This window comes from Paraburkholderia sp. PGU19 (assembly GCF_013426915.1).
Classification (GTDB): Bacteria; Pseudomonadota; Gammaproteobacteria; order Burkholderiales; family Burkholderiaceae; genus Paraburkholderia.
In genome coordinates, this window is record NZ_AP023180.1 from 2,091,152 (window position 1) to 2,110,978 (window position 19,827).

Consider the following 19,827-nt stretch of genomic DNA (forward strand, 5'->3'; position numbering starts at 1 on the left):
AACTAAAGTTCGATATGTCGAACAACTCTAAACGATAGGTCAGGAAATGGCAAGTTCGGGAACGCGCAGGAGTTCGTCGTCTACGGCGGCCACGGCAGCGCAGTCGATTGCGGCGCCGCCGCGCGTAGGAGAGCAGATTCAACGATTGCGCAGTGAACGCAAAATGACGCTCGACGATCTATCGCGCGCGGCCGGTGTGTCGAAATCGATGCTGTCGGAAATCGAACGCGACAAGGCGAATCCGACGATCGCCGTCGCGTGGCGGCTGACGAATGCGTTGGGCGTCAGTCTCGATTCGCTGTTTGCGCCGCAGAAAGCGCCGGAGCCGATTGCCGTGTCCGGCCCGCATGAAATTCCGACGCTGAGCGGCCACGAAGCGCGATACCAGTTGCGCGTGTGGGGGCCAATTGATCTGGCGGGGAAATTCGAATGGTACGAACTGACGCTGCAGCCCGGCGGTGCGTTGGTGTCGAGCGCGCACGAGCCCGGGACGCGCGAGCATCTGACCGTGCTGCACGGCGCCATCGATATCGAAGCGGCGGGAACCACGAAGCGCCTGAAGGTCGCCGACACCGCACGCTATGTCGCCGACGAGCCGCATGCGATCCGCAACGCGGGGAAAGGCGAGGCCAAAGCCTTGCTTGTCGTCATTCACGGCTAGCCTGAATCGCAGTTCTTCGGCGTACACCCGGCTTGCAGCGAGTACTGTATGTTTGTACAGTATACGCAGTCCGATGGAGCCGAAGAATGAACGAACTGAACAAGGAACAGGATCTGGCTGCGCTGCGCTTCAAATCCGCGGCGCGTGACCTCGAACATATCGTCCGGCACATTGCGGCGCGATACATCGTGCAGGAGGTGCCGCTCACCTGGCGGCTTCTGCATGCGATCGAAGCGGAAGCGCTCGCGGATCTCGGTTTTGCCAGCCGGCACGATCCCGTGATGCTTGGGTTGTTTCAACGGCCCGACGACTTTCAGTTCCCCGAGACTGATGATCCCGTCGACTTTGGCCGGTCGAATGCCTTGCCGGCTGTGTTTGCGTTCGCTGTCGCAGCTTACGACGCTGCGGAGAAGCCGAAAGCTTCAACGGCCCGAAGTCGAGTTGCGAGCGATGAGCGCGGCGCTGGGCGGGCATGGGGCGGATGACGTGTTGATTGGGCGTCACTGTGACCTGCGGGGTGGCAGGAGTTTATGCGCGTAAAGTCTGCGCGGCCTGCCGAACCGGGACGACGGAAGTTTCCAACACAAAGTATCCCGGCCGTTGACCGATTACAATCGCTCCATGCAACTAACGGAAAGATAGACTATGGTCTCCATTGATCCTGTTGGCCCCACAGGTCTATCCGCCGATAGCGCGGAACTGTTCGATACCGAACGTCAAGACTGGCTGATCGATCCGCGCGCCGCGTTCGATGCATGGCTCGCTGGGCAAAATTTTCGCCATTCATCGGCGGAGGTGTATCGGGCGCAATGGGGACTTTTTCTCGAATGGCTACAGGCGCGTCACAAGAATCTCGTGACGGTCGACATGGCATCGATTGCGGAGTTCGTCGGCGGATTGTCGATCCGAAAGCCGCAACGCGCCCGGTATCTCCGGTTGATCGAGCGGGTACTCGACCACGTACGCGAGATCGAACTGGCATCGACCAATCCCGCGCGATTCATTGCTCAGGATGGCGAAGCGGAATGGCGTAACGCTCGTGATAACGAGCCGACCGGGTTTCTGACCGTCGCAGAGCGTTCGGCATTGATCGCTTATCTTTCTTCGCCCGTGACGAATCTGACGTCGGCCCAACGCTGGCGCGAGCGCCGCGATCGCGCGTTGATTGCTGTTTTTCTGGGCGGCGGTATCAAGACAGGCGAAGCGCGCACGATTTCAGTTGATTGCATAACAGCGGGTTCGCCGTGGGTGGTGATCGAAGCGTCCAATCCATTGTTCACGCGGAGAACACGGCTCGCACCATTTGCCGTGTCTGTTCTCGACGCCTGGCTCGACGAACGCAAGCAAGCGGAACTGCCCGGCGAGCTGGTTTTCCCTGCCTCGCCATCGGGTCGTCCAATGCATAAGGCGACGATGCTTCGCGCCGTCGACGCGCTTGTCGAAGCGGCCGGAATCAGTCGATCGCGCGAAGCACGTGCAAGTCCGCACACTTTGCGTAACTCGTTCGCTGCCGATCTGTTCGAAAGCGGGGTAGAGCCGGAGGTAGTCGGACAATGGCTTGGATTCGCGCAGGCGGTTTCCGCGAACCGATTGCATCGCGCGTGGAAGATGTGGAATGACCAGGAAAAGTTCGACGCTGAAACGCGCCTCGCAGAAACACCAACGTCTTCTGAAGATCCCGTGTAGACACGGGACCGCGGCGAGACGGCTCCCGTAAACCTTCACCTTGGAAGCCCCGAAAACGCTCACCTCGAGCGCTTTCGGAAAAACCAGTTCGGTTTTGCGATCAGGTCAACGCCGAAGTGTGCGTCGTAGACATAAAACGTGTCACCGCCGCCAACCGCGAACCCCCCGTTCCCGACGAGTGCTCGCATTCGGGACAAAGGAGCTCATAGCGGTGATCGACCTGCGAAAGCTCCGGCTCACCTTCGGCGCATTTCGGACAGCGAGTCGGCAGCGCAACATGTCCATCGGCGGCCGTTCCGATCGACTCCAATTCCTGCGTGCTCAGCCTGCCGGCACTTGCCAGCTGACAGAGCAATTCCGCGACGCCAGGGTCAATGCCTTGCTGGGCGCGCAGCGCAGTCATCTGGCGCGTCAGCAAATCGAGCTCGTCCGATTGTTCGCGTAATTGCGCCTCAAGCCTGTCGCCGCGAGCTTTGGCAGCCGCTAGTTGCTGGATGAAATCGAATTCCTTCCGGCTCGCATCGCGCACGCCCGTCTGATACGTCGCAGCCATCGCACGCAAAGAGTCCAGTTCCACAAGCATCGGCTTGACGCGCCGCTCGGCCTCGGCCACGGCATCCTTGATCTGTTGCGCGTAATGCTCGGCGTTTTGCCGCATTTCGGCATGCAACCCATCGAGACGGTCGCGCAGGCCCGCGTTTGTCGACTGTTCGGTATCAAGACGCTTGTGCAACGATTCGTTCTCGGCTTCCAGTCGCCGGACGGACGCCTTCAATCCCTCCTGATGCGCCGATCCGCTGGTGTTCACCGCGGTGAGTTGAGTCTCAAGAACGCGGACGCGTTCCCAAGCGGCGTCGGCGCGTGCCTCGCTGCGCTGTATAGCTTCTTCGGAAACTTCTTTTCGAACCTTGCCTTCGTGAGAATCGCGCTCGGCCGCGGCGCGCAATGCATACAGTTCCTGACGCTCTTCATCGAGCGAGGCCTTCGCGTGTGACAGCGCATCTTCGAAGAGCGCACCTAGTAGTTCGCCCGCTTTTTCTTCTAACGCTTTGGGAATGACGCCGGCGCCAACGCGCACGCGCGAGGCGGAGCGAATGCGCTCCCAGAAACTGTCGATATCTTTTGGAATGTCGCTTGCGCTGCCTGTTTGCGTCAAGTCACGCACGGCAGCCATGGACGGACGAATGCCGAGGTCGAAGAAAAGGCGCTTACATGCGTGAAGGGACAGTTCCTGACGACGCGCCCCGTTGGCACGCAGTGTATCCAGCTCTTTTCGGATGGCTTGGCGTTCTTCGTCCAGGTTCATGATTGTCTCAGCGCTACGTGAATTCGAAGAATCATAACAATTTACGTAGTGTTCGATACGTTTTAAGGCTTTGGTGTGTCTTTCTTCCGACAGACAGCCACGTCAAGGCAGATTCAGTGCTTCGCCGTCAATGGTGATGACTGATCCGTGAAACAAATCGAAGAATACCTGCTAAGGCGTTGTTAATAAACATATTTGTTTACTTCCGAGATGTTTTGGCACTGTTTCACGGTGGCGTGTGAGCTTGCTTTGGTCTTGGATTGCGGTTTTCTGGAGCGCTCACGGGGTGCGCTGTTGAGAGTAATAAAAGTAAACACCTTTGAACCTTAGTTAAAGACGTTAACGCCGGGCGAAAGCCTTACTGGATAAGGCGCAGCGGGTAGTCAGGTGAACTCTTACGGGAGGGATGGTGAGCTTTGGCGGGACGTCGCAGTGATGGGGTTCAGGGACACCGGTGAGCAGGCTCGGGAATGATCGTGAGTGGCTTCGGGAACGCCTTGATGGTGGCCAAAAGTTATAGGTGAATGTTTTCGGGAGCCGTCGGCCGGTGGTGGCCCGTATACGCAGGCTGGGCCGATTTCGCGCTCGCGCGATCGCGGTGAGGGGATTCAGGACAAGGAATCAAAGGCAATTTACGCCCGTTTCGAGGGCTCGACGGACGCTTGGTGAGCGATCTCGGGAGAAAACGGACGACGAAGGTGAGATTTTTCGGGGCCGGGAGGCGATTTTGAGCCGATTTTAGACGCCCGGGGCGCCAAGGTGAGGTTTTACGGGAGGCCGATTCGCGCTGCGCATCGAAAGTACGAGGATGAAAGTGCGGTTTGCGGCAAGCAGGTGGCACAGGTGAGCGGATTCAGGATGCCCGGATTGCACGCATATCTTGCGCCAGAATTGCCATCTGAAAACGAAAGGTGAGACGTTACGGGAGGACTTAGAGGACGTTTTTAGCGCAAAGGTGAGGAAATCCGGGATCAACCGTACAGGAATTGGCGTCTCAACCAGCGCCGGTGCGGCTCGATGCGAATCGTCGTTCACCCTGCCGTTTTTGCTTAGGTGAAGCTTTTCGGGAGGGCTGTTCGTCCACTTTTTAGGCACCGGTCTGTGTCATGGTCGGCTAAAGGTGAGCATTTTCAGGAGACGGCCTTCTTGCGTTCCGTCCACCCCAGAAATTGAAGTGAGCTAAGTGCCTAAATCCATTGGATTTTTGTCGATTTTTGTCAAAAGGTGAGAGTATTCGGGACCGGCCAGGGAGGGACCGGGCGAGTGAATTGATTTGCCCGCTTGCAGCTCAAGGTGAGGATATCCGGGAGAGTTTTTCCGCTGCCGATTCGTGTTTACGGCGCGGAACGCCGACAGACTTCGGCCTGCGGGTGGGCAAAGGTGAGGATATTCGGGACTTGGAGCTTGTGTTCCGGATTGACGACCGATTGTCAGAGCGTGTTGACGGGGTTCGTATTTAACATTCCACCGTCTGGGGACGATTTGGGAGCGTCTACGCGCCCGCCTCTGTCGCTCAGAACCCGCACATTCGACGCGGGTCGAAGCGCGCGACGTACAGGTCCGGACGCTTCGCACATAGGACTTGATCGGTGCGATGACGTCTGAGCAATGCATCGCCTGGACTGGTCTGTGCGTGCGTTGCGCCCGTCAGTTACCAGGGAAGGCGGCGACCACACCGCGTCGTGTATTTGCGACGCTTGCTGCGGTGAGAATCTTCAGGAAGCGGTTGTCTGACTTTTGAACTGGCCAGTTCGACGCCGTTTACGCCTGGTCCGCGACCATCAACGTCGCCAGAAGATGGTTCCGACAGGGAACGGTGAGGCTTTTCGGGACCCGCGCCTGGTGAGTCAGGCAGGGTAAACTGATTTCACCCAACGTAGGTGAGAGAGGTGCTATAGACGCGCATCACCACAGCCGGTATGCTTTCGCGAAATCTCTTCCTGACTCGACGCATGGCCACGACGAAGCGCGCGAAAAAAACCGATGTGGTGAGCCCAAGCTCCGCCGAATTGCGCAAAGCCGTCGAGGCGATTGCCATTCAGCCCAAGAGCGGCAAGATCACGCTGCTCACACGCAAACTGTTCAACGTCCTGCTCACGGTTGCCCAGCAAGCGGACGAATCGGGCGACACCTATCGTGCGCTGCTGTCGGACATCGTTGCAAACTCGGCTTTCGATTCAAACGACACCGCCCTCGTCAAGGAGCACTTGCGTCGTATGGTCTCCGTGCAGGTCGAATGGAGCCAGGGAACGTCAAGCCAGAAGCCCGGCCGCAAATGGGGCATCTCCACCCTTATCGCCGACGCCGAAATTCTCGAAGATCCGACGACGCGTCGCGTCTGGGTCGAATTCTCGTTCGCGCCGAAGATCAAAAAGAAACTGCTCGATCCCGTGCAATACGCGCGATTGAGCTTGCAATTCCAAAGCCAGTTGCGCAGCAGCGCGGGTCTCGCGCTCTATGAAATCTGCGTGCGTTACCTGACCAATCCGAGCCATCTGACGATGCGTGAGGCGTGGGAATGGTGGCGGCCTATCCTGTCGGGCACGCCCGACACGGAAGCCGGCGATGAAGCCAAGCGCGAGTACAAGTATTTCAAGCGCGACTACCTGCGTCCCGCGATCGCGGAAGTGAATGCCGTCACCAATATCTTCGTCGAACTCATCGAGCATCGCGAAGGTCGCCGGGTCGCCGAAATCCAGTTTCGCGTGACTGAGCGCAAGCAGCCGATGCTCGCGCTCGATGAGCATCCGAATGTGTTCGACAGCACGCTCGTCGATCGGATGGTGAAGATTGGCATTCCGCTCAAAGAGGCGCAAACGCTGTACGCCGACAGCGAGGAAAACCGGATTCGTGCGGCGCTGCAAATGACCGAGCAGCGGATGCGCAGCACGACGCTGCCGCCCGTGCGCAGTGCGCCGGCGCTGTTCAAGGACGCGCTGAAGAAGGGCTATGCGCCGCCCGTCGATGCATTGCCTTCAGCGGCGGCTGGCAAAGGTTCGGCGGGCGCGCCTGCCGACGATCCGAAGGCGAGACTCCTGGACGAGTACATGGCGCATCGGCGCAAGGAAGCGCAGGCGCTGTACCAGGAACAGGGCGAAGCGGAGCGCGAGCTGGCTCGTCGTTCGTTCGAAGAGGATGAATTGCCGGGTCTCGGCGCTCACATGCGCGACGATTGGCGACGACGCGGCCTCGAGTCGAAGCTGACGGAAACCGCATTCTTTGACTGGCTCGCGCGCAAGACCTGGGGCGAGCCGACGGACGGCGATTTGCTTTCGTTCACGTTGAGCCAATCGCGGGCCGCTTGATTGCTGCTTAATTGCTGCTTAATTCCTGCTTGATTCTGTGAAGCGCGCCATCGTCGGCGCGCTATTCCTTGCGTAACTTATTTCTGCTCCGACAGCATCTGCTCGATCTGTCGGAGAATTTCATCGCGCTTGTCACGCGTCAATCCCCGCAATTTCAGTTCGAGCCTGTCTTCCCCATATGACTTCAGGTCGCCGACTGATACCCCGGCTAGCTTGATGTCGAGTCGCTGCGCGTAACGCTGACGTCCTGCCGGCTTCGCGCTTTCCTGTGCTGTCGCCCTTCCCTTCACGATGTCGGCGACCTGGCGCGTACTCAGATCGTCGGAGAGGATCTTGTTGATAAGACGCAGCGTCGAATCCGTGCCGCGCGCCGAGTGATACCGGCCGACCTGATACGCCATATTCGAGCCGAAGCGATCCGGCCGCGCGACCATCTCCTGCATCACCGTCTCCGGCAGTTTCGCGATCGAGAGTGCCACGGCGATCGTCGATTCATCGAGACCAAGATGTTCAGCGAGTTCCTTCTGGCTCTGAAAGTGTTTCTCGTCCAGAAAGCGTCGCCACACGATCGCGTTATCGAACACCGTCTGTGAATCGCGCTGGACGTTGAGGTCGTAGCCAAGTTTGTAGCTCTGAATGCCGATCGGGAGATCAATGACGATCGCCTTTACCGTCTCCTTGTTCGCTTCTTTCAATGCCCGGACACGTCGGCCGCCATCGCTGACGAAATAGCTTCCCGGATTGTCGTAGTCGGGAATGACGTGAATGGCTTGCTGCTGCCCCTGCTTCGCGAGGTTGACCGCGAGCTCGGCAATCGACGACTTCAGATAGAAATACCGTGGGTTGAACGGACTCGGCTTGATCGCCTTCAGCGGAAGCTCAACGATCTGTCCGGCGCGATAGCTGTGCTCGGCTCGCCACGCGCGGTATTCAACCGATTCGTTCGCGGATTCGGCCGGCTCCGTTTCGCTCGGCGAAGGTGGCGCTACAACGGGGCTCTTGAATGCGGCGACGTTCGTGTTCTTCGCTGCGTTTTGCACCAGCCCGTCGATCGCGTTCAGCCGATCGAGCGCCGTGCGCTTTTCGCTGCTGGTCGTATCGGGACGTGCCTGGAAGCCTTTGGCGAATTGGGATGGTTTCATTCAAGTACCTTTATGCGCATAAATTCAGGGGAGCAGGGCGGCGATCTCGTCAGCGCAGGCGCGAACTTCGAGAGCGGCCAGCTTCGCGCCTCGATCGTTCATCTGCAAGACTGTCTGACCAAGCGCCATCGCCTGTTTATAGGCCTCGCGCGTGGGCATCTGGGTGCGCAGAAGCGGAAAGCCGAGTTCTTCCAAGGCTCGCTTCAACTCACGCGTCAGCATTCGCTTCTCTTCGGTCTTGTTGAGGAGAAAGACGGCACGAAGATCTTCGTTCATGACTTGCGCCTGCTGGACCAGCTTGACGAGACCCACGCTCGACCAATAATCGGCTGGCGACGAGGACGTCGGCATCACGGCGACCGTTGCGGCGAGAAGAACAACGCCAGAGACCTTTTCCGTGATCGACGGCGGACAGTCGACGACGATCAGGTCGTAGTCCGCAACGAACTTCTTGATCTCGCGATGGATCTGCGAGCCCGCCTCGGAGAGATTGACGACGGGGAATGGAATGCCGGACTCACTATCCGAAGATGCGCTCGCCCAGTGAATGAGGGTGTTTTGACCATCGGCGTCGACGACGAGGACGCGTTTGCCTCTTTCATGGAAGGCCGCGCCGAGGTGCATCGCAATCGTGCTCTTACCGACTCCGCCCTTCTGCTGTGTCACTGCGATGATTTCTGCTGCCAATGTTCACCTCCTCTTTTTGGACGCCGCTGAATTTTACCTTGGCGTTTTTCTAATTCAAACATTTTTGGTTACATGCAACGGTTATAAGCCGTTTGACGTGGCTTTATGCGCATAAAGCAGAAGAGCGGAATGGCGAATGCGGTTCCGTCGCAGGAGGTTGTGCGGTTTTTGCTGCGCACAGGTCACCAGGGTTCAGTCGATACGAAGGGAGTGTCGCGTAACAGGTTCGCGCAAGCGATCAACCATGGAGTCTTTGGCAGACCGTGGAGCGGTGGCTAACTATTGGAAGCGGCGTGACGGAAGGGACTGTGGGTTTATGCGCATAAACCTGGTTGGGCAGCAGCATGCCGCCGACTGGATACGACGCACCGCTGCCGCCGCGCGGAAGTTATGCGCATAAACTCGACCGGGTCATGAGATGCGTGGCGGTGGAAGCGCCGCCCAAGCGAATCTGCACGGCCATCAGGAATAGTCCCCACGCCGCTGGCATATTCATGAAGGCCGCTGTTGGCAGAGATCAGAGTTGCTGTGACTGAACAGCACGTGCATGCGGCGCAGCGCCTCGAACCTGTCCTCAAGCACAGGCCGCAATCATCGGCCGCTAGTTGAGCGACAACCGCCACGCCAGGCAAACGCAGCAGCTAAAATCCTCAACCTCACCCGGTCACTTCCTGCATAACGCCCATGATCACCGTCTACCACAACCCGCGCTGCTCGAAGTCCCGCGGCGCTTGCGAACTCATTAGCGACGTCTACAACCCGTCGAACGAACCAGTGGAGGTGGTCGAGTACCTTCGTACGCCACCTTCCGTGGCGCAGTTGAAGGAGCTGAATCAAATGTTGGGGTGTCCCGTTCGCGAGATGATTCGCGACTCAGAAGCCATCTATAAAGAACTGGGTCTAGCTGACGCTTCGTTGACCGACGATCAGTTATACGAAGCGATCGCTACGAATCCCATCCTGCTTCAACGTCCGATCGTCGTTCGCAATGGACGTGCGGTGATCGGTCGGCCGCCCGAGAACGTCAAAGCGCTGTTTCCCGATCTGGCGAAGTAACGTGACGCGCGCGACAACGGGAGTCCGTATCGCGCGCCGGCATTAGACGGGCACTTATGCTTTCACTCCGAGAACCGCTTCCTTCGTGACGATCTTCGTCGGGATGATGCGAAGATCGGTGAACGCATCGGCAATCCTCTGCTGCTCGGCGAGTACGCCTGCATCGATGGGCTTGTAGACGTGTGCATAGTGTCGCAAGCTCGCTTCGACCACGCTGGCGTCGAGTCCCTGAATCGGTGCGAGCTGTGCAGCCGCTTCCGCGTAGTGATCGCGGACCCAGACGCCCTCTTTGCCAACCTCGGCAACAACGGCATCGATCAGCTCAGCGTTTTGCTGAGCAAACGGGCGCGCGCTGAGAAAGAACTGGTGATGGCTGACGATGCCCGCACCGTCGGTCAACAGTCTCGCATTCGATTGGCGCTTTGCAGCCTCGAGAAAGGGATCCCAGACAGCCCACGCATCGATTGCGCCGCGCTCGAATGCGGCGCGTGCATCAGCGGGCGGCAAGAACACAGTTTGAATATCGGTGTATTTCACGCCCGCTTTCTGAAGCGCGGCGACCAGGAACCAGTGCACGTCGGAACCCTTGTTCAACGCCACCCGTTTTCCCTTCAGATCCGCAACGGATTGAATCGGCGCATCGCGATGGACGAGAATGCCTTCGGCTTGCGGCGTCGGAATTTCGTACGCGGTGTACACGAAGTTGGCGCCGGCAGCCTGCGCGATGACAGGTGGTGCCTCTCCGACGTAGCCGAAATCGATCGAACCGACGTTCAGTCCTTCCAGCAATTGCGGGCCTGCCGGAAATTCCGTCCACTTCACGCCCACACCCAGCGGTGCGAAGCGCTTTTCAAGCGTCCCATGTGCTTTCAGCAATACAAGCGTGCTTGCGGCCTTTTGATAACCGATCCGGATTTCTTTTGCGCGGGTCTGCGCGAATGAGGGCGAAGCGGTCGACGCCAGGAGTGCGCCGGCTCCCGCCAGAAAAGCGCGACGTGTGAACGTGGAATGTTGAGACATATACGGATTCGATGTAGCGAATACGGTCGCAACAGGGACCGATTGCGCTCCACGATAAGCCGATGAGACATCTCCGCGAACCGATAAATTCGCATAAGCAAATCACTCTGAGGCTATGGCGTAGCTCGGTTCAACCCGTGTGGCAGGAATTGACGCCGCGCTGACACACTTGCCGAATCCGGCTTCCATAAACTTCAATCATTCACCGCTCCCCAAACGAAGCGGAACGAACGGCAAATCGATTCTGGAGACAGCACATGCTCGAACTAAGACCGTCATGCGAAGGCTGTGGCAAGGCACTGCCACCTGACTCGAACGATGCAATGATCTGCAGTTTCGAATGTACGTTTTGCGAAGTCTGCGCGCTGACCGCGCTGCGCAACGTGTGTCCGAACTGTGGCGGAAATTTCCAACATCGGCCGATTCGTCCCGTGGCGATGCTAGCGAAACATCCCGCATCGTCTGCACGTCATCCTGTCAGTGTGGACGAGGTCGCACACGGCGCATACCTGGCGCGTTATCGCGAGATTCCTCCAACAGAGCGTTAGGCGACTATAAAACGTCATCGCAATACGCAATTTATTGTTGCCAATCTTGAAATATACGAAACGGAGCGCACTCGTCCGTCGGCGAACCTGCACGCCGCCTACGTCCCTACTCCGCCCACCTGAGTAGTTGGTCGATTATTACAGCCGAAGAAAAAAATCTCTTGGCAATCCGGCTATTCCTGGGCGCGCGCTCCGTGGATATTCTCCGCCTCAACGATCGCGACGCGATCGCATCAACGCTGAGAATCCAGGAGTCACCGTGAAACGCCTTCTTTCCGCCCTCGCTGCATCCATTGCTCTTTTTGCCGGTGCAACCGGGGTTGTGCATGCCGACAGCAACCAGAAGTGCGAAGGCCCCGCCTCGTATTGCAACGTGTTCTTTGGCAACTAAGTTCGCTATTGGTCAAAACGAAAGGGCGCTCTGGAGCGCCCTTTCTTATATGTGGTCCGCGCGGATCAAACCTTCCCACCTCCATCCATCCCGCTGCCCGTCCGCCAGACCTGCTTTCCGCGCTCGGAAAGTTCGCCGCAGCTGTGTGTTTCATCCGCTTGTGTGCCTTCGACGGCCATTTCGCCGCCCGGCTGTTCCAGCGCGCGCGGCTTGTGCTCTTTTCGTTCGGCGACCGCTTCATCGTGAGATTTGCCAGAGTGATGCAACGTCATGATCTATCCCTCCTGTGGTTGATCCACAAACATAAGAAATACGGCAAGCACGAGGCCCAGCACTTCGAAACCTCACGCAAAGCTGTAACTGCAAGTGAGGTTGCGCGCCGTTTGTTGCGTATGGCGACAGGCCGATGACGCGCTTGATTGATAAGGCAAAGATTCGACCTATCCACAGGGTTATCCAGAAAATCTGTGGATAACTTTTGCGAGCCCCGGTTTATCCACACCAGGTAACAAAAACGTCATATCAAGGGCACTAAGGCCGTGTTTCGGGACGCGCGATCGGCCGTTATGATTGACGGGCCGCATCCCCTTTTGCGCGTTTCGCGCCAACCGAGGAAGGAACACATGGCCTATCACATTGCAGTGGTCGTCGGCAGCCTGCGCCGCGACTCGACCAATCGCCAGCTGGCAAAGGCGTTGATCTCCCTTGCGCCTTCAGACTTTTCGTTCGAGTTTCTCGACATCGGTTCTCTCCCGCTTTACAGCCAGGACTACGACCACGACTTCCCAGAAGTCGCGCGTCACTTTAAGCAGCAGATCCATGCTGCCAACGGGCTGCTGTTCGTCACGCCTGAATACAACCGCTCGATGCCCGGCGTACTGAAGAATGCGCTCGACTGGGGTTCACGCCCGTGGGGCCATAGCGTCTGGGGCGGCAAGCCGGGCGCCGTGATCGGCACATCGCCGGGTGCGACGGGCACGGCGCTCGCGCAACAGCACCTGCGCAACGTGCTGGCGTATCTGGACGTGCACACGCTTGGTCAACCCGAGATGTTCATCAAGCATACGGCTGGCCAGATCGATGAGAACGGCAACATCGCGAGCGACGACACGCGCAAGTTCCTGCAGAAGTTCGTCGATCGATATGTTGATTGGGTGAAGCGGCACGTCGGCTGAACGCGCACCGTCCACATATCATGCGGCGCCCGGTCAAGGGCGCCGCATGATCTCCGGTCCTTTACCAGTCGAAGGCCAATCGAAGCGCGAAGGCTAGCGATGGTGATGATGTCCCGTCACGCGATCCCACCCATGCTGCACGGCGGACTTGAAACGCTCCCAGCTACCGACAGCCTTGTCGCGTTCCCAATCCTCCCGCACTTCCGGCTCGACCTCGTCCCACGACTTGTCCTGATACCGGATTTCGCGCGCCATCGTCGCGCCGTAGTGATAGGCCGGAACGTACTCGTCGTAGCGCAAGCCTTCGTGTGCGTATTCCGCGTCATAGTGCGTGCGGAAATCCTCTTCGTATTCGAGAAATTCATCCGGCACCTGTTGAGGCATGGCTCGCGCGGGCGCGGCGGTGTCGGGCGTCATCACGGCGCCTGAGCCGGCGATGCCCGCCGACGCAATCGCCGCGGCCGCAGGCGCATCGCCCTGAGGCGTAGCCGGCCGGGTCGCAGATGTCGGCACACCGTAGTCGGGATACTGAGCGGGGTCGCCAGGGCGCGTCATCATGGGTTCCGGCGGCGACACATCCGGGCGCATCACCGCTCCGGCGCCCGGCGCGCTCGCGGCGGCGAGCGCCTGCGCGGACGGTTCGTCGACGGGCGGCACGCCGTGCAGCGCGTCCATGCGCGCACGGTTGCGCGCTTCTTCCTCAGCGAGCAGCGTTGCGCTCGAGGGCTGTGCCGCCGCTGGTGCTACGGCCGGCTTGCCGATACCCAACTCGTCGAGCACCGAGTGCTCGCGCCTCGTCTCGGCTGCTGCGGGCATCCCGGCATCGGGCGCCCGCTCGCTCACTTCGATCGCTCCGAGCTTGCTCAGCGAACTGCGCGCGAGTTCCGCATGCGCCTCGCTCGCGGCGCTCACGGCAACGAGCACTGCGCCGCGCCGCACTGCGTCCGTGTAGCGCTCGGCTTCAGGAGCGGTCGGGCCGGAGGTCGAGAACAGGCTCGACAGGAATCGTTCGATATTGGCGATCACGCCGGGAGACTCCTCGGCGGCTGCGTCGGCAGGCGTTTCGGGGTGCGCCTGCAGATTGATGTCGGTGGGCGCGAAGCCGGTCTGCACAAGCATGTTGCGCGCGCTTTCGGCCTGCGCGTAGGTGGCGAAAAGACCAATCACGGTGTGTCGCATGTCTGTCTCCGTCGGCTTTATGGGTGGATGCGGCAGTGCACTACTGCATCCTCTGTGACGGTATACGCGCAACCTTCATGCCGGGCTTCGCGAGCGCGGGTCGACGGGAACTGTCGAAAGAGACAGGCGACAGCGGGAAAGCCGTCGCCCACGGCAAGCGCGTCCGTCGCATGGCGCGCTTTTTACAAATATAGCCGGTAATCCCCGGCAAAGCGGCCGCTCAACTGGCCGGGTGAGTGGGCGTATGCGCGAGATCGCGCTGCAGCGTCTGCAGGAATTTGTCGAGCAGCGCGATATCGAACGGCTTCGACAGCACGCGCACATCGACATGACGCGCGCGCTCCAACTCTTCCGCATAGCCGGTGACGAGAATCACCGGGAGCTTCGTCTCGAAAGCCTGCACGCGTTCCGCGAGATCGATGCCGTTCAGCGTGCCGGGCATATGGATGTCGGAAATCACGAGATCGAACGGCAAGGGCTCGCCCGTCTCCTTTTGCCTCGCGTGCGCGGCGTCGAAGCGTTCCATCGCCGCGTCTGCGTTGAACACGCAGGTGACGTCGTGGCCCATCATCTGCAGCAACGCTTCCGTGCCCGCCGCGACTTCGTCGTTGTCCTCGACGAGCAGAATGCGCAGGCCATGCGGCGCGCCCGTTTCTTCCGCGATGGGCTCGGCAGGCCGCTCGGCTTCGGGCGCCTGCGTCGCGCGCGGCAGATAGAGCCGCACCGAGGTGCCCGCGCCGATCGCGCTGTCGATTGCCGCCAGCCCGCCCGAGCGCTCGCAGAACGCGAACACCTGAGGCAGACCGAGGCCTGTGCCCATGCCTTTCGGCTTGGTCGTGAAAAGCGGTTCGAACGCGCGCGACAGGATTTCCGGCGGCATCCCGACGCCCGTATCTTCCAGCGACAACTGCACGAAGGCGCCCGTGATCGGAAAGCCGTCTTCGTGACGGAAGGTCACATTGTTCGCGCGCACCGTGAAGCGTCCGCCGTTCGGCATCGCATCGCGGGCGTTGACGGCGACATTGATCAGCGCGAGTTCGAGTTCGGCGACATCGACCTGCATCGGCCACACGCCCGTGCCCACATCCATCACCAGCGCGACCTTCGCGCCGAGCGAAGCGCGCAGTAGATCGCGGCAGCCCGGCAGCCAGCGTTCGACGTCGAGCGTCTCGTTGCGCAAGGGCTGCTTGCGCGCCACGCCGAGCAATTGCCGCGTGAGCGACTGGCCGCTCTTGAGCGCGCGCTCGACGGCGGACAGCTCGCGGTCGAATGCCGCCGCGCCGCGCCGCCGCACGATCTGCACATTGGCCGAGACGATCATCAGCAGGTTGTTGAAGTCGTGCGCGACGCTGCCGACCAGATTGCCGAGCGCTTCCATCTTGCGCGATTGCCGGTAGGCCGATTCGATCGAGCGACGCATCGACGCTTCCGCCTGCCAGCGCTCCCACGCTTCCTCTTCCGCGCCGAGCCGCTTGAGCGACAGCCAGATCACACACCACAGCACGATGGACGGCACGAACGTCGACAGGATGAGCACGCTCAGATGGCGATACCACGCGGCCCAGATCGCCGACGTCCGATAGCCGACCGTCACATACACGGGATACGAGCCGACGCGGCGAAACGCGACGATCAGCTTTTCGCCATCGAGAGGCGAGCGCACCCGCACGACGCCCGCGCGCCGGCCTTCGGCGAGCGCGTCGGTGTACTCGTTGTGACGGGTGGGCTCTTCCGCCTTCGACGGCATGCCGACGGGATAGCGCGCCAGCACGGCGGCGTCGGAGCGCGTCAGCGCCATCGTCATGGGCGAGTCGTTGCCGCCCAGCAGCTCGCGATAGAACGCAGCGAAGTAGCTGGGCCGCAGCGCCACCGACACCACGCCCGCGAACCCGCCGTCCTCGCCGCGCCGCGCGACGCCCGTGTTGAACACGATCTCGCCCGCGACATGCCCGACCATCACCTTCGACACATGTTCGAGCACCTGACCGTCGCGTATGCCGACGAAATCTTCGCGATGATCGATCGACACGGGCGGCGCCGGATAGAAACGGCTGCTCGCCAGCAGCGTGCCGTCATGCCCGAAGATCGAAACAGCCGCGACCTGCGGATAGCCGCCGCCCATCGTCTGCAGCTTTTCGTGGATCGCGGCTTCGCCTTCGCGTATGCCGTCGTCGTCCAGTCCTTGCACAAGATCGACGACGCGCGCGTCGAGCGCCTCGTTCATGTCGAACACTTTCAGCGCGTGCTCTTCGGCGACGCGCACGGTGCGCAGCGTGAGATCGGTGGCGTCGGCCTCGCGCGTGCGCAGGTCGCTGAACGCCATCGCCGCGACGAACACGCACGGCAACACGACGGCCGCCACCAGCAGCGCGATCAGCGTCATGCGGCGGACGGCAAAGTTCTGCTCGGGTACGGCGGGGAAAAGCGCCTCGTCGGACCGCGTGCCGGTGGCACGTTCGTCCGGGGTATTCGCGTCGGCGGAATCGGGCCGGTCAGCAATCATGGCGCAAGCCGCGCGCGCGGCCGGTTGAAGACGTGTGTGTTCTCATCATAGGTTCAGTGGACCATCCGCTCGCGCGCAATGCAACCAAGCGGACGCCGCGGCCGCGCCTGCAGGGCCCGGACGCTTTAGTCATACGAGTTCGCGAATCAGCGACGAATCCGGAAGCGCAAACGTACACAAAAGTATAAAGATGATCATTTATCTGACGAATGCTTACGTTTCGACTCGAATCTGATTCAAACGAGTTAAATTCGTTCGACGAATGCATTCTGGCGAGTTGCCTTTCCGCAAATTTGATTCGAAAATTGCGCACAGATAAATAATCAGCCCGCCATGATCGGGCGAATTTCGCGCGCGGGACCGGGCATTGCATGCCATGCAAGACCTGGCAAACCCACACGCAGACCAGCGGGGCACCACGGAGCCATGAACGCCGTCTTGCCGCCGCAGCACTATCTACGGGGTAGGCTTCGAAAATGCCGGTCATTGCCGTTGTCCATTGCGTGCACGCTGCAGCGGCGGCACGCCGCGCGCGCAGCACCTGCCGTCGGGTGCGCCTGTCGCCGCGCCACGTGGGGTCAGCATCGCTCGTGCCGACCGTTTCGGGTTCCCGCTTTGTCGCCGCTGGAGAGGCTGCGTCGCGCGACTGCGCGAGCGGCCACTCAAGTTCGCCCACGCAGCGCCGTTAACACGCAAGAACCCACTCCGTTTCCAGCCCGCCGCCATGTCTTTGCCCATTGTGATCGCCGATGACTCGCTGCTTGCCCGCAAGGTGCTCACGAAAGCATTGCCGCAGGACTGGGCCGTCGACATTACCTACGCGTCCAACGGACGCGAAGCGCTCGAGCATTATCGCAAGGGGCGCGCATCGGTGATGTTTCTCGACCTGACGATGCCCGACATGACGGGCTATCAGGTTCTGGAGGCCCTGCAGCACGAGGACCTGAATACCTTCGTGATCGTCGTGTCCGCCGATGTCCAGCCGATGGCAAGGGAACGCGTGCGCGCGCTCGGCGCAGTCGCATTCATCGCCAAGCCCGTGACTACCGAGGCGGTGCTTCCCATCCTCAAGGAGTACGGGTTGTATGTCTGAGCCAGTCCTCAACGAAGATCAGCGCGACGCGCTGCAAGAGGTCGCCAATCTGGCGATGGGCCAGGCCGCGACGCGCCTCGCTCTGCTGCTGGATGCGTTCATCGAACTGTCCGTGCCGCGCGTGCGCGTGGTCGCCGTGCGCGAGGCCGCGTCGGCGTTGCGCGAGATGACGGGGATCAACGAGCCCGTGAGCGCCGTGCGACAGGGCTTCCGCTCGGACATCAAGGGCGAGGCGCTGGTGATCTGCCGCAGCGGCAGCATCGAGCAGTTGTGCTCGCTGGTGAGCGACCCTTATGCGAAGTCCGCGTACGAGGCGACCACCCAGGAAGAGCTCGTGTTCGACGTCGCGAACATCCTGACGGGCGCGTGTGTGTCGTGCATTCTCGACCAGCTTGGGCGCATGCCCGTGTTCTCGCAGCCGGGCCTGCTCGGCTCGGCGATGTCGCTCGACGACGTGTTCCAGCCGAACGTGCTCGCCTGGGAAGTCGCGCTGCTGGTCGAAGTGAATTTCGCGTTAGAGGACCAGAGTTTCCGCGCCCACCTCGTGATGCTGATGGCGGAAGACTCGATCCGTCATCTCAGTTCCGCGCTGGACGCGCTGCTTTCCAGCATATGAATGCCCCGCTTCCTTCGCTGAGCGACCTGGTTGTCGAACGGGTCGGCTTCGGCATTTTCGTGCTCGACCGTCAGATGAACGTGCTGATGTGGAATCGCTTCATGCACGATCACAGCGGGCTGTCGGCGCAACAGGTGGTCGGCAAATCGATTTTCGCGAGCTTTCCGGAGCTGCCGCGCGTGTGGCTCACGCGCAAGCTCGAAAGCGTGTTCCAGCTCGGCAGCTTCGCGTTCAGTTCGTGGGAGCAGCGCCCCTATCTGTTCAAGTTCGATCACGACCGGCCGATCACGGGCGGCGTCGATTTCATGCAGCAGGACTGCACGTTCATGCCGATCATGCGCGATCGCGAGGTCGAGGCCGTTTGCGTGACGGTCTCCGACGTGACCCACGTGAGCATCATGCAGCGCGAGCGCGAAGAGGCCGTGGCGAAACTGCAGGAATACGCGGACCGTGATGGCCTGACGGGGATCGCGAACCGGCGCTACTTCGAAGCGCGCCTGCGCGACGAATACACGCGCTGGCAGCGTTACGGCGGCGAACTGTCGATCCTGCTGTTCGATCTGGACCACTTCAAGAAGATCAACGACCAGTTTGGCCACGTGGTCGGCGATACCGTGCTGCGCGATATGGCGCAGCGCGTGTCGCATGTCGTGCGCGCGCAGGATACGTTCGGGCGCTTCGGCGGCGAGGAGTTTGCGCTGTTGCTGCCGTGCACGCCGCTGGAAGACGCGATGCTGGTCGCGGAGAAGATCCGCAATACGATTGGCGACACGCCGGTTGACGTGCAAGGCGTCGATGTGCCCGTGACGGCGAGTGTCGGCGGGGCGTCCGCGCGGGCGGGCGTGCCGGCCTACGAGGCGCTCATCAACGAGGCGGATGCGGCGCTGTATAGCGCGAAGCGGCAGGGGCGCAACCGGTCGGTGGCGTTTATCTGAAGGGTTTTCGGTGTTGTTGCCGGCGAGCGGGCGTCGGGCCCGCTGCGGCGAATCGATTTGAATTACTTGCGGCTTATCCACGAGCCAACGACACGCCACTGGCCGTCGTGGCGCGCAAAGTCGTCCTTGAAGGCGAACACGGCTTGCTGGCCGTCCGGCGCCATGAAGCGGTTCTCGCCGATCACCATGGCCTGATCGCCGTCCACATGAACGTTCACGAATTGCAGCGTTTGCGTCGATCCTGACGGCGCCGGCGGGGCGCTCAGCACGTCGCTCTTCGAGCGCGCCGTACCGGACGGCGTGATTTCGCGGTACGAGTCGTCGAGCAGCAGTTTCAGCGTGTCGCGATCGTGATGCATGCTCGCCTGGACCCACGCTTCTTCCATCTGGCGGATCACGGCTTCGTCGTTTTCGGCGGCGAAGGCCGGCGTCGCGAGTGCAAAAGCGGCGAGAACGGGAGCGACAAACAGCATATACAGTTTCATCATTTTTCCTTGATACGATTTAAATCAATAATTCGATTC

Annotated in this window: 19 protein-coding genes; 11 read left to right on the forward strand and 8 right to left on the reverse strand. The window is 60.5% G+C overall.

Translation table 11 applies throughout. The features are described from left to right. The first annotated feature begins 46 nt into the window (after window positions 1–46). The 3 genes from H1204_RS27015 (at window position 47) to H1204_RS27025 (ending at window position 2,347) form a co-directional block, all read left to right on the forward strand. The gene (locus tag H1204_RS27015; protein ID WP_180731558.1) at window positions 47–661 is read left to right on the forward strand and encodes an XRE family transcriptional regulator; all 615 of its coding nucleotides are present in this window, start codon (window positions 47–49) and stop codon (window positions 659–661) included. 86 nt (window positions 662–747) lie between these two features. Further along, the gene (locus tag H1204_RS27020) at window positions 748–1,146 is read left to right on the forward strand and encodes a DUF2471 family protein (protein WP_180731559.1); all 399 of its coding nucleotides are present in this window, start codon (window positions 748–750) and stop codon (window positions 1,144–1,146) included. Window positions 1,147–1,306: 160 nt separating this feature from the next. Beyond that, window positions 1,307–2,347, forward strand: a complete 1,041-nt coding sequence (locus tag H1204_RS27025; protein ID WP_180731560.1) for a tyrosine-type recombinase/integrase — start codon at window positions 1,307–1,309, stop codon at window positions 2,345–2,347. Window positions 2,348–2,447: 100 nt separating this feature from the next. Here the strand turns inward: H1204_RS27025 and H1204_RS27030 are convergent, their stop codons facing one another. Then, window positions 2,448–3,653, reverse strand: coding sequence for a DNA-binding protein (locus tag H1204_RS27030; RefSeq protein ID WP_180731561.1), 1,206 nt, complete (start codon window positions 3,651–3,653; stop codon window positions 2,448–2,450). 1,919 nt (window positions 3,654–5,572) lie between these two features. Here H1204_RS27030 and H1204_RS27035 point away from each other — a divergent pair. Next, entirely contained in the window at window positions 5,573–6,958 is a 1,386-nt protein-coding gene (locus H1204_RS27035; protein ID WP_318227912.1) for a replication initiation protein, read from the forward strand. Window positions 6,959–7,035: 77 nt separating this feature from the next. Here H1204_RS27035 and H1204_RS27040 read toward each other — a convergent pair whose 3' ends face one another. Both H1204_RS27040 and parA read right to left on the reverse strand, forming a co-directional pair. Continuing rightward, window positions 7,036–8,100: a ParB/RepB/Spo0J family partition protein gene (locus tag H1204_RS27040; protein WP_180731562.1), complete on the reverse strand. Its 1,065-nt coding sequence runs from the start codon at window positions 8,098–8,100 to the stop codon at window positions 7,036–7,038. A 24-nt stretch (window positions 8,101–8,124) separates the two neighbouring features. Next, the gene (gene parA / locus H1204_RS27045; protein ID WP_042304399.1) at window positions 8,125–8,787 is read right to left on the reverse strand and encodes a ParA family partition ATPase; all 663 of its coding nucleotides are present in this window, start codon (window positions 8,785–8,787) and stop codon (window positions 8,125–8,127) included. Window positions 8,788–9,471: 684 nt separating this feature from the next. On the opposite strand from parA, the gene arsC reads away from it, so the two are divergent. Beyond that, the gene (gene arsC / locus H1204_RS27050) at window positions 9,472–9,843 is read left to right on the forward strand and encodes an arsenate reductase (glutaredoxin) (RefSeq protein ID WP_180731563.1); all 372 of its coding nucleotides are present in this window, start codon (window positions 9,472–9,474) and stop codon (window positions 9,841–9,843) included. Window positions 9,844–9,897: 54 nt separating this feature from the next. Here arsC and H1204_RS27055 read toward each other — a convergent pair whose 3' ends face one another. Further along, on the reverse strand, window positions 9,898–10,863 hold the full coding sequence (locus tag H1204_RS27055; RefSeq protein WP_180731564.1) for a sulfonate ABC transporter substrate-binding protein: 966 nt from the start codon (window positions 10,861–10,863) through the stop codon (window positions 9,898–9,900). A 257-nt stretch (window positions 10,864–11,120) separates the two neighbouring features. On the opposite strand from H1204_RS27055, the gene H1204_RS27060 reads away from it, so the two are divergent. Beyond that, on the forward strand, window positions 11,121–11,411 hold the full coding sequence (locus tag H1204_RS27060; protein ID WP_180731565.1) for a DUF1272 domain-containing protein: 291 nt from the start codon (window positions 11,121–11,123) through the stop codon (window positions 11,409–11,411). A gap of 259 nt (window positions 11,412–11,670) precedes the next feature. Further along, window positions 11,671–11,802, forward strand: a complete 132-nt coding sequence (locus H1204_RS52695) for a hypothetical protein (RefSeq protein WP_274608217.1) — start codon at window positions 11,671–11,673, stop codon at window positions 11,800–11,802. 65 nt (window positions 11,803–11,867) lie between these two features. Here H1204_RS52695 and H1204_RS27065 read toward each other — a convergent pair whose 3' ends face one another. Further along, window positions 11,868–12,074 (reverse strand): hypothetical protein, encoded by a 207-nt coding sequence (locus H1204_RS27065; RefSeq protein ID WP_180731566.1) that lies wholly within the window; start codon window positions 12,072–12,074, stop codon window positions 11,868–11,870. 351 nt (window positions 12,075–12,425) lie between these two features. Between H1204_RS27065 and H1204_RS27070 the strand changes: the two genes are divergently transcribed. Beyond that, a complete protein-coding gene (locus H1204_RS27070; RefSeq protein ID WP_180731567.1) occupies window positions 12,426–12,977 on the forward strand; it encodes an NAD(P)H-dependent oxidoreductase in 552 nt (183 codons plus the stop codon). A gap of 93 nt (window positions 12,978–13,070) precedes the next feature. Here H1204_RS27070 and H1204_RS27075 read toward each other — a convergent pair whose 3' ends face one another. Then, on the reverse strand, window positions 13,071–14,156 hold the full coding sequence (locus H1204_RS27075) for a hypothetical protein (protein ID WP_180731568.1): 1,086 nt from the start codon (window positions 14,154–14,156) through the stop codon (window positions 13,071–13,073). Window positions 14,157–14,376: 220 nt separating this feature from the next. Then, entirely contained in the window at window positions 14,377–16,659 is a 2,283-nt protein-coding gene (locus H1204_RS27080; RefSeq protein ID WP_180731569.1) for a hybrid sensor histidine kinase/response regulator, read from the reverse strand. Between the two features lie 724 nt (window positions 16,660–17,383). Here H1204_RS27080 and H1204_RS27085 point away from each other — a divergent pair. The 3 genes from H1204_RS27085 to H1204_RS27095 are packed head-to-tail and all read left to right on the forward strand — an operon-like array spanning window position 17,384 to window position 19,303. Next, window positions 17,384–17,752, forward strand: coding sequence for a response regulator (locus tag H1204_RS27085; RefSeq protein ID WP_180731570.1), 369 nt, complete (start codon window positions 17,384–17,386; stop codon window positions 17,750–17,752). Then, window positions 17,745–18,368, forward strand: coding sequence for a chemotaxis protein CheC (locus H1204_RS27090; RefSeq protein ID WP_007582916.1), 624 nt, complete (start codon window positions 17,745–17,747; stop codon window positions 18,366–18,368). The genes H1204_RS27085 and H1204_RS27090 overlap by 8 nt, the downstream gene beginning before the upstream one ends. After that, window positions 18,365–19,303, forward strand: a complete 939-nt coding sequence (locus tag H1204_RS27095) for a diguanylate cyclase (RefSeq protein WP_180731571.1) — start codon at window positions 18,365–18,367, stop codon at window positions 19,301–19,303. Before H1204_RS27090 ends, H1204_RS27095 begins: the two co-directional genes overlap by 4 nt. A 62-nt stretch (window positions 19,304–19,365) precedes the next feature. Here H1204_RS27095 and H1204_RS27100 read toward each other — a convergent pair whose 3' ends face one another. Then, on the reverse strand, window positions 19,366–19,791 hold the full coding sequence (locus tag H1204_RS27100; protein ID WP_243468685.1) for a nuclear transport factor 2 family protein: 426 nt from the start codon (window positions 19,789–19,791) through the stop codon (window positions 19,366–19,368). Window positions 19,792–19,827: the final 36 nt, after the last annotated feature.

Coding starts and splice junctions, on each gene's coding strand:
- H1204_RS27085 (WP_180731570.1), top strand. CDS start 17,384: ATGTCTTTGCCCATTGTGATCGCCGATGACTCGCTGCTTGCCCGCAAG.
- H1204_RS27075 (WP_180731568.1), bottom strand. CDS start 14,156: ATGCGACACACCGTGATTGGTCTTTTCGCCACCTACGCGCAGGCCGAA.
- H1204_RS27055 (WP_180731564.1), bottom strand. CDS start 10,863: ATGTCTCAACATTCCACGTTCACACGTCGCGCTTTTCTGGCGGGAGCC.
- H1204_RS27070 (WP_180731567.1), top strand. CDS start 12,426: ATGGCCTATCACATTGCAGTGGTCGTCGGCAGCCTGCGCCGCGACTCG.
- H1204_RS27060 (WP_180731565.1), top strand. CDS start 11,121: ATGCTCGAACTAAGACCGTCATGCGAAGGCTGTGGCAAGGCACTGCCA.
- H1204_RS27100 (WP_243468685.1), bottom strand. CDS start 19,791: ATGATGAAACTGTATATGCTGTTTGTCGCTCCCGTTCTCGCCGCTTTT.
- H1204_RS27080 (WP_180731569.1), bottom strand. CDS start 16,659: ATGATTGCTGACCGGCCCGATTCCGCCGACGCGAATACCCCGGACGAA.
- H1204_RS27020 (WP_180731559.1), top strand. CDS start 748: ATGAACGAACTGAACAAGGAACAGGATCTGGCTGCGCTGCGCTTCAAA.
- H1204_RS27015 (WP_180731558.1), top strand. CDS start 47: ATGGCAAGTTCGGGAACGCGCAGGAGTTCGTCGTCTACGGCGGCCACG.
- H1204_RS27030 (WP_180731561.1), bottom strand. CDS start 3,653: ATGAACCTGGACGAAGAACGCCAAGCCATCCGAAAAGAGCTGGATACA.
- H1204_RS27095 (WP_180731571.1), top strand. CDS start 18,365: ATGAATGCCCCGCTTCCTTCGCTGAGCGACCTGGTTGTCGAACGGGTC.
- H1204_RS27025 (WP_180731560.1), top strand. CDS start 1,307: ATGGTCTCCATTGATCCTGTTGGCCCCACAGGTCTATCCGCCGATAGC.
- arsC (WP_180731563.1), top strand. CDS start 9,472: ATGATCACCGTCTACCACAACCCGCGCTGCTCGAAGTCCCGCGGCGCT.
- H1204_RS27090 (WP_007582916.1), top strand. CDS start 17,745: ATGTCTGAGCCAGTCCTCAACGAAGATCAGCGCGACGCGCTGCAAGAG.
- H1204_RS27040 (WP_180731562.1), bottom strand. CDS start 8,100: ATGAAACCATCCCAATTCGCCAAAGGCTTCCAGGCACGTCCCGATACG.
- H1204_RS27035 (WP_318227912.1), top strand. CDS start 5,573: ATGCTTTCGCGAAATCTCTTCCTGACTCGACGCATGGCCACGACGAAG.
- H1204_RS27065 (WP_180731566.1), bottom strand. CDS start 12,074: ATGACGTTGCATCACTCTGGCAAATCTCACGATGAAGCGGTCGCCGAA.